The sequence below is a fragment of the Flavobacterium sp. AC274 genome, assembly GCF_979258275.1.
In genome coordinates, this window is sequence record NZ_OZ409852.1 from 1,788,007 (window position 1) to 1,801,745 (window position 13,739).

Here is a 13,739-nt window from a genome sequence, read left to right on the forward strand (position 1 = left end):
TTTACAATATTAATTAAATAAAATAGGATGCACGCATAATATTGTTATAAAATTTTAAAAAACTTTATATTTTGGATAATTTTTTTGCTGCAGATTCTAGTGTGAAATCATCTTTGGCAAAACAAAAACGAATTAATTTTTGATCTTTATGATCAGAATAAAAAGTAGAAATAGGAATCGCGGCAACGCCATGATCGGTAATTAGTTTTTTGCAAAAAGTGACATCATCTTCATCCGATATGCTGGCATATGAAGCGACCTGAAAATAAGTTCCCTCACATGGTTTTAATTCAAATCGGCTGTTTTGAAGCAGTTTCTGAAAATAATCGCGTTTTTCCTGATAGAATTTTCCAAGTAAATTTACATCGACGATATTTAAATACTGACTAATAGCAATCTGTGAAATACTATTTACACTAAAAACCAAAAATTGATGTACTTTTTTAATTTCTTTCATTAAATATTCCGGCGCTACCGTATAGCCAATTTTCCAGCCGGTAATATGAAATGATTTTCCAAAAGAAGAAACCATTATGCAACGATCTAAAAGAAAACTTTTAGTATGTGCAGAAATATGTTTTTCTTCAAAAGTAATGTATTCATAAACTTCATCAGATAAAACAAGGATATCAGGATATTTTGAAAGTAATTTTTCCAGTTGCAAAAAATCATTTTGAGTCAGGATTTTCCCTGTTGGATTATGCGGATTATTAATAATAATCATTTTCGTTTTTTCCGAACACGCTTTTTCGATCGTTTCCCAATTTGGGGTATAGTCGTCATTTAAAGCAACCCTGACAGGTTTTGCGTTACAAAGTAAAACCGGAGATTCATACGAATCATAACTCGGATCTAAAATAACCACTTCATCGTCAGTTTTTACCAAAGCCAAAATCGAAGTAAAAATTCCCTGAGTAGCGCCGGCCGTTACCAAAATTTCTGTTTCAGGATCAATAGTTCTGTTATAAGAACTTTGAACCAATTTTGAAATCTGGTTCAGCAAAGGCGGATAACCCGACATTGGGGTATATTGATGCACATTTTCTTTGGCAAGTTTTGCAATAATATCTGTTAATCTTTCATCAACAGGAAAATTAGGAAATCCCTGCGAAAGATTAATTGCATTATATTCAGATGCCATTTTAGACATTACCGTGAATATGCTTGTAGTTATGTTGGGAAGTTTACTCATTATAAAGTTTAATTAAGGAAAAACTTGTGAGCGAAATAGAAGATATGTTTAGCTTACAGTTATCAGTCCGGCATTTAAAGTTCTCACTTCTTTATTTTTATATTTGCCGGGATTCCATTTTGGAGCTAATTTGATAACTCGAAGAGCTTCGTCGCCAGTACCATATCCAAGGTCTCTTAAAATTTTTATATCACTTAGCGAACCGTCTTTTTCGATGATAAAAGTAAAATAGATTTTTCCTTTCATTTTCGGTTTGTCTGCTGGCTTGATAAAATTTTTATCAAGAAAACTATTAAACACAGCTACGCCGCCAGGAAATTCAGGTTTTTCATCTACACCTTGAGTATTATAAACTAAATTTTCATTATTTATGTCTGACACTTCATCCACGTTAGGTTTTCCAACTTCTTTAGTTGTTTGTGAAAATGTAATTTGGGCAAAGCAAATCAAGATCAGAAGCAGAAACTTTTTCATAACGGATGGTTTTAAGATTTACATTTTATGAAGGATAAAAATTGTTGGTCGATTATGCAAATCAATCTTAATTTTTTTCCAGTCGGCAACGCGCATTGTTTTAATAAATTCTGTAGGTAGCGTAATATCTGTTGCAATACAAAGATGTGTTGCAGGGTTTAAAATTTGTAAAAGATCTTCAACCAGTTTATTGTTTCTGTATGGTGTTTCAATAAAAATTTGTGATTGATTTTTATCCTGAGATAGTTTCTCAAAATGCTTTAAAGCCGATTTTTTCTCGTCTTTATCAATTGGCAAATATCCGTTGAAAGTAAAACTTTGGCCATTCATTCCAGAAGCCATCATTGCTAATAATATAGAAGAAGGACCAACCAAAGGCACAACCTGAATTCCTTTTTCGTGGGCTAATTTTACAATTACAGCACCTGGATCTGCAACTCCCGGACAGCCGGCTTCGCTCATTAAACCCATATTTTTTCCTTCTAATAAAGGTTTAATAAAATCTAAATGCTCGCTTGGTTCAGTACGTTTATTCAAAGTAAAAAGAACAAGTTCAGACTGCTTTTTTTCAGGATAAACCGCTTTTATTGACTTTCTTGCGGTTTTATCATTCTCAACAATATAATAATCTATAAGTTCAATACTTCTTTTTACTGTTTGCGGTAAAACATCCATCGGATCGCTTTCGCCCATAGTAGTTGGAATTAAATACAATTTTCCTTGAAGTTTCATGTGTTGTATATTATAGATTATAAAATGAAAAATTTTCAATTATTACGCAATGAATAATTGAAAATAAATAAGTTAAGAATGTTTTTCGATAAGTTTCTTTGCAATGATATCTGTTACTTCATCCAACATTTGATAAACAGTATCAAAACCGTTAGAAACGCCAAAGTAAGGATCGGGTACATCTACATTTTCATCTGGAAATAATTCATTTAGAATTAAATGAACTTTATTTTTATGTTCTGGTGTTTTGGCAAGATGGATAACATCCCGATAATTAGAATTGTCCATTACATATATATAGTCGAATTCGTCAAAATCAGAAATTTTAAATTGTCTTCCTTTTTGGCCATCAATGCACAAACCATTTTTTTGGGCAACAGCGATAGAGCGTTTATCTGGCGAATGACCTACATGCCAGGAACCAGTTCCGGCCGAATCAACAATAAATTTTTCGTTTTGTAGTTTTGATGCTAAAATACCTTCGGCCAAAGGCGATCTGCAGATATTTCCCAAACAAACCATTAAAATTTTTACTGGCATGATGCGCGTTTATAGCGTTAATTTTTTGTTGATGTCTTCTACAAATTTCTTGAATTGTTTATCTGTCGAAACTAAATTGTCAACTGTTTTGCAAGCGTGTAATACGGTAGCATGATCGCGATCTCCAATTTGCGAACCAATGTTTGCCAAAGAAGCTTTAGTAAATTTCTTTGCAAAAAACATAGCCAATTGTCTCGCCTGAACCACGTGTCTTTTTCTTGTTTTAGATTGAAGTGTTTCAATATCCAACTGAAAATAATCTGACACAATTTTTTGAATATAATCGATAGAGATTTCTCTCTTTACGTTTTTAACAAATTTCTCTACAACGCTTTTAGCCAGCTCAATTGTAACTTCCTTTTTATTGAAAGAAGATTGTGCGATTAAGGAAATAATTGCACCTTCAAGTTCACGAACATTGGTTTTGATATTGCGTGCAACATATTCAATAATGTCTTCCGGTATTTCAACACCATCGCGGTATAGAATGTTTTTTAAGATCGAAATACGGGTTTCGTAATCCGGCTGGTGTAACTCTGCAGATAATCCCCATTTAAAACGAGAAAGCAAACGTTGCTCAATATCCTGCATATCAACAGGAGCTTTATCTGAAGTTAAAATTACCTGTTTTCCGTTTTGGTGCAGATAATTGAAAATATGGAAAAATACGTCCTGAGTTCCTGATTTTCCTGATAAAAACTGAACATCATCAATAATCAAAACGTCGATTAACTGATAAAAATGGATAAAATCATTACGATTATTCTTTTTTACAGAATCAATATATTGTTGTGTAAAAATTTCGGCAGAAATATATAAAACTGTTTTTTCAGGGTATTTATCTTTTACTTCAACACCAATTGCATGTGCTAAGTGTGTTTTTCCTAAACCAACTCCACCAAAAATCAATAACGGATTAAATGAAGTTCCTCCAGGTTTATTGGCTACAGCCATACCTGCAGAACGAGCCAAACGGTTTGAATCTCCTTCTAAGAAATTATCAAAACTGTAGTTTGCATTTAACTGCGATTCAATTTTTAAATTTCTAATTCCCGGAATTACAAACGGATTTTTAAGTTCTGGATTTAAGTTTTTAAACGGAGCATCAACCTCTTGCGGTTTCATTGGCACTCTGTTGGCACTTGGCAACTGTTCGGTAAACGGTTGTTTATTGCCATAAGTGTTTTCCATTTTAATTTTATAGAGTAACTTTGCGTTTTTTCCCAGTTCTTTGGTAAGCGCAACTTTCAATAATTTAACGTAATGCTCTTCGAGCCATTCGTAGAAAAATTTACTTGGTACCTGAATATATAACGCGTTGTCGGTTAGCTCAACTGATTTGATTGGTTCAAACCAAGTTTTATAGGCTTGATCTTGAATATTGTCTTTTATAAAGGACAAACAGTTTTCCCATACCGATTGAGCAGTTTTAGTCATAAATTCAGATAAATTTTTTTATTATTGATAAAGATTCTCCTAATAAAAAAGGAGCAATTTTATTCCGTATTTCGGGATAACAAATATGTGAACAAATTTCTGTAAAAAAAATATTTTGCCCTCTAATTTTATAAAAAAATGTTGTAAGGCGGCTTTTGAAAATTAATTTTTTTTAATATATAAATAATGAAAAATCATCAAACGCAAGTGCGTGTTCGTTACTCTGAAACTGATCAAATGGGAGTCGTTTATCACGGAAATTACATCCCTTATTTTGAGATAGGACGCGTGGAATGGCTTAGAAATAAAGGGATTTCGTATAAAAGCATGGAAGAAAGCGGAATTGGATTGCCAATTGTTTCAATGCAAATAAATTATAAAAAATCGGCCCGTTACGATGAGCTTCTTACAATTCATACAACTTTCAAAAGTCAGTCTTCTGTTAAGATTGAATTTGACTGTGCAATCTATAATGAAGCGAATGAGTTATTAACAACTGCGGTGTTTATTTTAGTATTTATTTCGTTAAAAACAGGTCGCCCAACAGCTCCTCCGGATTATATTTTAGAATTATTTAAAACGCTTGTATAATTGTTAAAACGCACTGTGTTTTTATATCAAATTATATAATTTTGATGTCGATTTCAAACATTAAATCAAAAATGTCGAATATCATTTCGGCATTTTTTTTCGCGTTTTTGTACTAATTTTTCCAATTGGCAAACCTGATTCTTCATCAATTTCCATTTCCTGAGAAACAATTTCAAGCTTCTTTTCTTTAATTACCCGCATTACTTTATTCATGTTTTTATAATCAAAAGAAATTAAAAAATGCACATCAATTGTTTTTTCTACAATTTCACAAACTTCCAATGTCATTTGTGCTGTTGTTTTGTAAGCTGCAATTAATCCGCCAACGCCTAATTTTATTCCGCCAAAAATGCGAACAACCACTACAAGAACGTTAGTCAGGCCAAAAGATTGTATTTGTCCGTAAATTGGTGCTCCGGCCGTGTTGCTTGGTTCGCCATCATCATTAGCTCGATAAGAAATTTTTGGAGCCGTACCAATTTGATATGCATAACAATAATGTACCGCATGCGGATGCTGCTTTTTTAAGTTTTCGATAATAGGTTTTACGGCATCCTCATTTTCGATAGGAAAAGCATAACCAAAGAACTTACTTCCTTTTTCCTTAAAAAGTACTTCCTCAGATTCTAAAGCAATGGTTTGATACGTATCGTTATATTCCAAAAGTATATTTCTAAATTATGTTTATTGTTTTTTTACTGAGTTAATTTTACCGCAAAGTTCGCGAAGGTTTTATTGTTAGTTGTCTGTTTGCAAGCTTTGAAAGTTCGCAAAGCTAAATCATACAAAGCTTTGCGAACTTTGTATTCTTAATTCGTTAAAATCTTGGTGAACTTTGCGTATCCCGATAGCTATCGGGATTGCGTCTTTGCGGTAAATTCTCGCCAAATTCACTTTACTACAATATTTTTTATCAAATAAATCTACAACATCTTCCTTGCCAACCTGCAAATTCCAGACATGAAGACCTAAAGCTGCAGCGGCATCTGTGTTTTCTTTTTTATCATCTACAAACAAAGTTCTTTTTGGAGATAATTCGTGTTTGTTAATAATGTATTGATAAGCTTCAGGATTTGGTTTTCGTTTTCCAATTTCAAATGAAAAATAAACCTTTTCAAAGCATTGGTAAAAATCGCTGTAGAATGAAATCCCGGTTGTATTTTGAAAAGTTTCAATATGAATAGAATCGGTATTGCTCAATAAAAACAAACGGTATTTTTTCGAAAGCATTTGCAAAAATTCTAATCGGTACAATGGAAAATCAGCCAAAACGGCATTCCATGCCTGCAGGATTTCTTCTTTAGAGGCATTTGGAAGCTGTTCCTGAAAACCTGCCAAAAAATCATCATACGAAATATCTCCCGTTTCAAACAAAAGATTTAACCGGTCAAATTCAGAATTCCATTCTGTCATTCCTAATTTCTGTAATCCCGAAATAGTGGCTTGTTTATCTAAATTGATAAAAATATCTCCAAAGTCAAAAATTATAGTATCAATCATGATTTCTAACGTATATTAATTCATCGTCTTGAATGAAAGTTTTGGCTGCATTTTTCTTCAGAATAATTGGAGCTTTAGTTCCTTTTTCAAAAGAAGTTTTTCCGATAAAAATTCTCGCTTCATCCCAAACGTTTTCATCTATAAAAGATTGTAAAGTTTTTAAGCCGCCTTCAATAATTATCGATTGAATTTGATTTTGATATAAAACATCCAAAATCTGCTGAATTATATTTTGATCAAAATCAATTATTTCAAAAGTTGTGTTTTCTGTAGAAGAGTTGCTTTCAGATTTTGTAAACACAATCGTTTTTACGCTGTCATCAAAAATAAAACTGTCTTTAGAAATTCTATTATTTTGATCTAAAACTACTCTTACCGGATTATTACCAGCCCAATCTCTTGTGTTTAATTTTGGATTGTCATCAATAACCGTCTGTGTTCCCACTAAAATTGACTGTTCTTCACTTCGCCATTTATGTACCAATTGTCTCGAATATTGATTGGTAATCCAAACGGGTTTTCTGCCTTGGTTTATATCTTTTTCGGGTGCTAAAAAACCATCCTGACTTTCTGCCCATTTCAAAATAATATAAGGCCTCTTTTTATTATGAAAAGTAAAAAAGCGTTTATTAAGTTCGTTGCATTCTTTCTCTAAAACACCAACCGTAACATTGGCTCCGGCGGCAATTAATTTCCTGATTCCGTTTCCGGATACTTTTTCATTGGGATCGACAGTTCCCACTACAACATTCGGAATTTCATTTGCAATAATTAAATCACAGCACGGAGGCGTTTTTCCAAAATGACTGCAAGGTTCTAAACTCACATAAATTGTTGCTTTTTTTAAAAGTGATTTGTCTTTTACAGATCGAACGGCATTGACTTCAGCGTGAGGTTCTCCGGCTTTTTTATGCCATCCTTCGCCAATAATTCTATCTTCATAAACGATTACACTTCCCACCATTGGGTTTGGATATGTAGTTCCAAAGCCATTTCGGGCCAATTCAATGCAACGCTTTATATATTTCTCATGTATATTCACTTTACAAAAGTAGTTATTTTTGCCTTTATTGCCGATAGATTTGGTGTAGTTGTGAAACATTCTGATTTGTTATAAAACTATCGGAAAAGTATTTCTACTTTTGTAATATATCAGACGAATTTGAAATATGGAAAATTGGATTATCAGAAGAATTAAAAAAAGAAGACAATCAGGCAGTTGCCCAGTTAATAAGATCGGTTTTTGACGAAATGGAAATTCCGAAAGTAGGAACAGCTTATGCAGATCCGTATTTAGATTTGATGTTTGAAGAATATAACAAACCACAATCTGTTTATTTTGTTGTGGAAAATGAAGGTGAAATTGTAGGCTGTTCCGGCATTGCGCCTTTAGAAAATGGTGATCCAAAAATTTGCGAATTGCAAAAGATGTATTTTTTGCCTAAAACACGTGGATTAGGAATTGGAAGTGAAATGATGGAAAAATGCCTGTCGCAGGCCAGAGATTTTGGCTTTGAAAAATGTTATATAGAGACGATGCCTTTTATGCATGCCGCTCAAAAATTATATAAAAAATCAGGTTTTGAGTATTTAGATGCTCCGTTAGGTTGTACTGGACATAGTTCTTGTCCGGTTTGGATGTTGAAGGAATTGTAAAATAAGATTGTAACAATTTTTAATTTGCAATACTTATTGTAGAACAGGGTTGGATTTAGCTAAAAAATGCTCAAAACGAAATGAGAATCAAACAATATAGAACTCAATTTATAAAAGAACTTTCTCCTTTTTATGATGCTTATGAAGCAGAGAGTTTTTTTTATTTAATATTAGAAAATAAACACAAGCTTAGGCAAATTGATTTGGCGCTCAATCATGAATTAACTTTTTCGGATGGTGATTTGGCCATTTGGGGTGGTTTTTTAAATGAGTTGAAAAAAGAAGTCCCAATTCAGTATTTACTTGGGAAAACAAATTTTTACGGTTTGGATTTTGAAGTAAATGAAAATGTTTTGATTCCGAGACCCGAAACGGAAGAATTGGTCGAATGGATTATTAATGAAAACAAAGAAGGGAAATCTAAAAAAATAAAAATTTTAGATATCGGAACCGGTAGTGGGTGTATTGCAATTTCTTTGGCAAAAAATCTCCCAAATGCCGAAGTTTACGGAATCGATGTTTCAAAAAAAGCGATAGAAACCGCAAAAAGGAATGCCATCAATAACAATGTAGATGTTACTTTTATGTATCAGAATATTTTAGATACAGATGTGCTTACCTGTAATTTTGATATTATTGTTTCTAATCCGCCTTATGTTCGTAACTTAGAAAAAGAAGAAATCAAAAAAAATGTCTTGGATTATGAACCGCATTTGGCACTTTTTGTAGATGATAATGATGCTTTGATTTTTTATAGAAAAATAGCTGCTTTGGCAAAAAGCGGACTTAAAGATAAGGGACAATTGTTTTTTGAAATCAATCAGTATTTAGGAAATGAAATGACTGATTTACTGGAGAAAATGGATTTTAAAAACATCGAATTAAGAAAAGATATTTACGATAATGACCGTATGATTTCCTGCAAGGTTTCTAAAAACTTGTAGAAGAAGATCATTAAAGTTAAAAATTTCTAATCTAGCCCCGATAGCAGTGGAAATCCTTTTTTGTTGGGGTTCAACAAAAAAGATTGAAACGAATAGCGGGACAATTGGTTTTATGAAACGATTATTTCTGCTTTAAATAAATAAAATTATTCATATCGCAAAGCTTCAATGGGATCAAGTTGCGAAGCTTTTATCGCTGGATATAATCCGGAAACAATTGCAACCATAAAGCTAGTCGCAAAAGCAGCAAAAATCGCCATCCACGGAATCACAAATGCAAAACTCATTGCGGCCGCAAAAGCAAAGCCAATTAGAATTCCCAATACAATTCCGACCAAACCGCCAATTTGTCCAATCAATAAAGTTTCGATAAAAAACTGAACTGAAATTGTAATTTTTGTTGCGCCCAAAGCTTTTCGAACACCAATTTCGCGCGTACGTTCTGTAACCGAAACAATCATAATATTCATTAAGGCAATTGATGAGCCTAAAATCGTAATAACGCTAATAATCCAGGAAGCCCAACCCAGATATTTCGTGATGCCGAGAATTCTATTAATTAAATCGTCGCTTCGGCCAATGCCAAAATTATTATCACGAACCGGACTCAGTTTACGAACTCTTCGCATGGTACTTGTTGCATTGTCAACAGCTTCGTCTAAAAGTTCTTTTTTAGAAACCATTACACTCATTGTATAATTGATGTTTGGAGCTGTAAATAAAGAACGCGCCACCTGAATCGGAATCAAAACACGTAAATCCTGACTGTTTCCAAACGTTGATCCTTTTTCTTTTAAAACACCAATAACTTTAAAACGCGCTCCGCGAATTGAAATAACTTTATCAATCGGGTTAATGTCTTTTAATAAGCCTTTTTCAAAATCAGAACCTACAATACAGGAATAAGTATTGTTGTCAATGTCAAATTGGTTGAAAGAACGCCCTAAAGTGGTTTCTAACCCTGAATTTGAAATAAAATGCTCGTCGACACCAACAATGGTAATTTCCGGATCTGTTTTTTTATCTGAATATTTTACCTCTGCCGTTGTAGTTGCGGTAAAAGACAACGATGTTTCGGTAAAAGGATATTTGAATTTGTTTTTGAAAGCAACCGCTTCAGGATATGAAATAATCGGATTTATAATTTCGCGTTCATTTCCTCCTCTGTTTTTAACATTATTTTCGTATTGATTGATGTTGAAAGTATTAGCTCCCATTGAAGCAAAATTGGTAGAAACAGTATTTTCAAGCGCTGTTACAACGGTCAAAATTCCAACCAAAGCTGTAATCCCGATAGCAATAATTAATACGGTAAGAATGGTGCGCAGCAATTGTGTTTTGATTGAACCAAAAGCAATTCGGATATTTTCTTTAAATAATTTTAGCATCATGACCAATTTGTCACGAAAATACGTTTTTTGTTACAAGTTTGTTTTCGAACTGCCAATATTTGTTTTAAAAAATAAGATATTTGCAGTCCATTAGAATTTTTGATTTCGAATGTAAATTAGAAAATCAAAAAAATAAATAATCCAAAGATTTTAAATGAGATTTCAAAAGCAATCTAAAATCTAAAATCAGAAATCTAAAATATCAAAAAAAGATGGCTTCAAAACCAAGCATACCACAAGGAACAAGAGATTTTTCGCCTGCAGAGGTGTCAAAACGTCAATATATTATTCAGACGATAAAAAGTAATTTTGAGAAATTTGGTTTTCAGCCAATTGAAACTCCGTCGTTTGAAAATTCAGATACCTTAATGGGAAAGTATGGTGAAGAAGGAGATCGCTTGATTTTTAAAATACTGAATTCAGGTAATTTTTTCTTCAATAAAAATAAAATAGAATTACCGGAATCAATAGCATCTTTACAAGTTAATTCTGCAGAAACGATTGATTTGAATCAAAGAATTGAACTAAATAAATTTACCGGAAAAATTTCTGAGAAAGCGTTGCGTTATGACTTGACAGTTCCGTTTGCAAGATATGTGGTACAGCACCAAAACGAAATTGAATTTCCTTTTAAAAGATATCAGATTCAACCAGTTTGGAGAGCAGATCGCCCACAAAGAGGTCGTTACAGAGAATTTTATCAATGTGACGCCGATGTTGTAGGTTCAAAATCACTTTGGCAGGAAGTTGAATTGGTTCAGTTATATGACACTGTTTTTACTTCTTTAGGTTTAGAAGGCGTAACCATTAAAATCAATAACAGAAAAATATTATCCGGAATTGCAGAAGTTATTGGCGCTTCAGATAAATTGATCGATTTTACGGTGGCGTTGGATAAACTGGATAAAATTGGTGAAGACGGCGTTAAAAAAGAAATGATTGAAAAAGGCATTGCCGAAGAAGCATTGGTTAAAGTACAGCCGCTTTTCAATTTTACAGGAACATTTGCAGATAAAATCAATCAGCTTTCAGATTTATTAGCTTCATCAGAAGAAGGAATGAAAGGTGTTGAAGAATTGAAATTTATTTGTGACAATGTGGCAACTTTAGGTTTAGCGACTGCGACATTAGATCTTGACGTGACATTAGCGCGCGGACTAAATTATTATACCGGAGCTATTTTTGAAGTAGCAGCGCCAAAAACGGTTTCGATGGGTTCTATCGGCGGTGGCGGAAGATACGATGACTTGACTGGTATTTTTGGTTTGAAGAATATGAGCGGTGTCGGAATTTCTTTTGGACTAGACAGAATTTATTTGGTTTTGGAAGAATTACAATTATTTCCTGAAACTGTTGCGGCAACATCAAAGGCATTATTTATAAATTATGGAGATGCTGAGGCTTTATACGCTTCGCAGGCGATTCAGAAATTGAGAAAAGAAAATATAAAAGTAGAATTGTATCCTGATAATGTAAAAGTAGGGAAACAATTTCAATATGCAGACAAGCGCTTGATTCCTTTTGCAGTAATTGCTGGCGATCAGGAAATTGCTTCAAATTCATATTCGCTTAAAAATTTAGTTTCGGGCGAACAGGTTTCAGTTGATTTTGAAGGATTGAAAAATGCTTTGTTAGCATAATTGAATGGTAAAGTGTTTTGCTACTCCCGATAGCTATCGGGATAAAAGGATTATTTAGATTTTTGTTTCACGCAGATCTTGCAGATTTGAGCAGATTTATTTGATTGTTATATAAATAAATCTGCTTTAATCTGCCAAAATCTTTTTTGAAATCTTCGTGAAATAAAAATTATAGGTTAACTATTTGAAGCAAAGGTTTTTGCTTCGGATCGTGCGTGTTTAAAGGATTTTCTTTTTAAATCTCTGCCTGAAATAGTTGCCGGGGAAGAAAAAAAACTTTTAATTTGCCGACCTTAAGTTACGGGCGTAGTTCAAGGGTAGAATAGCGGTCTCCAAAACCGTTGATGGGGGTTCGAATCCCTCCGCCCGTGCAATATTTCTTTACCGCAAAGAACGCAAAGATTTATATCTAAGAATAATTTTAAAATCATAAAAGTTTGCAAGCTAAATAATACAAAGCTTTGCGAACTTTTCGTTTTTGAAGATCAAGGCTAATTTTTTTGGAGAACATTAAAAAATATACATACAAAGTATTTTTACCGCAAAGAACGCAAAGGTTTTTCGCAGAGTTCACTAAGATTTAAAGTTGTGTTTACACAATCTAAGTGCGCAAAGCTTTGCGAACTTTGTATTTTTTATAAAGCTAAGAGTAAAAAAACTTTGCGTTCTCTGCGGTAAATTTTTTCGTTCAACAAAAAAAGCTTCGTCTCATAAGGCGAAGCTTTTTTTAATATAAGGTAAATTTGAATTAATAATTATTTTGAGGCCGAGGCCAACCCTTAAATTCAATTTTGATAGGTAATAATTTAGATTATAATTTTGTCTTCAAATATACCACAAACTAAAACGTAATAGTCTTAAAATTATACTAAATTTTAAAGTAAGAAAATTATTTATATAAACAGCCAAATTTTAATAGCGTGACAATTTGACATTTTATAAGATTTGGCAGTACTTTTGCAATCCAAAAGAAAGAAATTGAAAATGAAGTTTAAGAATATTTTTAAAAATACAAGTAATATGACTACGGAAAATACAGAATTCGATCAGGAATTAGATGATGTAACGTTAGAAAACAATGCCAACGGTGAGCAGTTAATTGTTGAAGAATTAAGTGTTGAAGAGCAATTGGCTCAAGACTTGGCAAAAGAAAAAGATAAGTTTTTGAGATTATTTGCCGAATTTGAAAATTACAAAAAGAGAACTTCAAAAGAGCGTATGGATTTGTTTAAAACAGCAAACCAAGAAGTTTTGTTAGCAATGCTTCCTGTTTTGGATGATTTTGACAGAGCAACTGTAGAAATCAACAAATCTGACGATGAAAATTTGAAAAAAGGTGTTGAGTTAATTCACGAAAAATTGAAAAGCACTTTGGTTTCTAAAGGTTTAGAGCAAGTTGAAGTAAGAGCAGGTGATGCTTTTAATGCTGATTTTGCTGAGGCAATTACCCAAATTCCGGCTCCGTCTGACAAATTAAAGGGGAAAATTGTTGATGTTATTGAAAAAGGCTACAAATTAGGAGACAAAATTATTCGTTTCCCTAAAGTGGTTATCGGAAACTAAAAAAACAAATTAAATATTCTGAAAGTCAATTTTTTAAGTATTGGAATTTGGAATTTTTAGATTTGGAATTTAACCTAAA

Annotated in this window: 12 protein-coding genes, 1 tRNA gene and 2 pseudogenes; 6 read left to right on the top strand and 9 right to left on the bottom strand. The window is 32.9% G+C overall.

The window, feature by feature from the left end:
* Positions 1-64: 64 nt before the first annotated feature.
* The 5 genes from ACZZZT_RS08340 to dnaA form a co-directional block, all read right to left on the bottom strand.
* The gene (locus ACZZZT_RS08340; protein ID WP_463460025.1) at positions 65-1,192 is read right to left on the bottom strand and encodes a methionine aminotransferase; all 1,128 of its coding nucleotides are present in this window, start codon (positions 1,190-1,192) and stop codon (positions 65-67) included.
* Positions 1,193-1,240: 48 nt separating this feature from the next.
* Positions 1,241-1,666: an energy transducer TonB gene (locus ACZZZT_RS08345; protein WP_463460026.1), complete on the bottom strand. Its 426-nt coding sequence runs from the start codon at positions 1,664-1,666 to the stop codon at positions 1,241-1,243.
* An 18-nt stretch (positions 1,667-1,684) separates the two neighbouring features.
* The gene (locus ACZZZT_RS08350) at positions 1,685-2,398 is read right to left on the bottom strand and encodes an SAM-dependent methyltransferase (RefSeq protein ID WP_073395476.1); all 714 of its coding nucleotides are present in this window, start codon (positions 2,396-2,398) and stop codon (positions 1,685-1,687) included.
* 72 nt (positions 2,399-2,470) lie between these two features.
* The gene (locus ACZZZT_RS08355) at positions 2,471-2,938 is read right to left on the bottom strand and encodes a low molecular weight protein-tyrosine-phosphatase (protein ID WP_042565135.1); all 468 of its coding nucleotides are present in this window, start codon (positions 2,936-2,938) and stop codon (positions 2,471-2,473) included.
* Between the two features lie 9 nt (positions 2,939-2,947).
* Positions 2,948-4,375: a chromosomal replication initiator protein DnaA gene (gene dnaA, locus ACZZZT_RS08360; RefSeq protein ID WP_042565136.1), complete on the bottom strand. Its 1,428-nt coding sequence runs from the start codon at positions 4,373-4,375 to the stop codon at positions 2,948-2,950.
* Between the two features lie 186 nt (positions 4,376-4,561).
* Here dnaA and ACZZZT_RS08365 point away from each other — a divergent pair, with 186 nt between their 5' ends.
* Complete coding sequence (locus ACZZZT_RS08365) at positions 4,562-4,966, top strand: acyl-CoA thioesterase (RefSeq protein WP_042565137.1); 405 nt, start codon at positions 4,562-4,564, stop codon at positions 4,964-4,966.
* A gap of 31 nt (positions 4,967-4,997) precedes the next feature.
* Here ACZZZT_RS08365 and ACZZZT_RS08370 read toward each other — a convergent pair.
* The 3 genes and pseudogenes from ACZZZT_RS08370 to ribD all read right to left on the bottom strand — a co-directional run bounded on the left by ACZZZT_RS08370 (position 4,998) and on the right by ribD (position 7,508).
* Positions 4,998-5,629: pseudogene (locus tag ACZZZT_RS08370) on the bottom strand (IMPACT family protein).
* Between the two features lie 246 nt (positions 5,630-5,875).
* Positions 5,876-6,466, bottom strand: a pseudogene (locus ACZZZT_RS08375) (HAD family hydrolase); the annotation flags it as partial.
* Positions 6,459-7,508, bottom strand: coding sequence for a bifunctional diaminohydroxyphosphoribosylaminopyrimidine deaminase/5-amino-6-(5-phosphoribosylamino)uracil reductase RibD (gene ribD, locus ACZZZT_RS08380; protein ID WP_463462398.1), 1,050 nt, complete (start codon positions 7,506-7,508; stop codon positions 6,459-6,461). The pseudogene ACZZZT_RS08375 and the gene ribD, both read right to left, overlap by 8 nt.
* A 209-nt stretch (positions 7,509-7,717) precedes the next feature.
* Between ribD and ACZZZT_RS08385 the strand changes: the two genes are divergently transcribed.
* Both ACZZZT_RS08385 and prmC read left to right on the top strand, forming a co-directional pair.
* Complete coding sequence (locus ACZZZT_RS08385; protein WP_463460027.1) at positions 7,718-8,122, top strand: GNAT family N-acetyltransferase; 405 nt, start codon at positions 7,718-7,720, stop codon at positions 8,120-8,122.
* Between the two features lie 80 nt (positions 8,123-8,202).
* Entirely contained in the window at positions 8,203-9,066 is an 864-nt protein-coding gene (gene prmC / locus ACZZZT_RS08390; protein WP_463460028.1) for a peptide chain release factor N(5)-glutamine methyltransferase, read from the top strand.
* 146 nt (positions 9,067-9,212) lie between these two features.
* On the opposite strand, the gene ACZZZT_RS08395 is transcribed toward prmC, so the two are convergent.
* Complete coding sequence (locus ACZZZT_RS08395) at positions 9,213-10,457, bottom strand: ABC transporter permease (protein WP_042565142.1); 1,245 nt, start codon at positions 10,455-10,457, stop codon at positions 9,213-9,215.
* Between the two features lie 212 nt (positions 10,458-10,669).
* Here ACZZZT_RS08395 and hisS point away from each other — a divergent pair, with 212 nt between their 5' ends.
* The 3 genes from hisS (at position 10,670) to ACZZZT_RS08410 (ending at position 13,660) form a co-directional block, all read left to right on the top strand.
* Positions 10,670-12,097, top strand: a complete 1,428-nt coding sequence (gene hisS, locus ACZZZT_RS08400) for a histidine--tRNA ligase (protein WP_042565143.1) — start codon at positions 10,670-10,672, stop codon at positions 12,095-12,097.
* Between the two features lie 300 nt (positions 12,098-12,397).
* Positions 12,398-12,468, top strand: a tRNA-Trp gene (locus ACZZZT_RS08405).
* 613 nt (positions 12,469-13,081) lie between these two features.
* Entirely contained in the window at positions 13,082-13,660 is a 579-nt protein-coding gene (locus tag ACZZZT_RS08410) for a nucleotide exchange factor GrpE (protein WP_042565144.1), read from the top strand.
* Positions 13,661-13,739 lie beyond the last annotated feature (79 nt).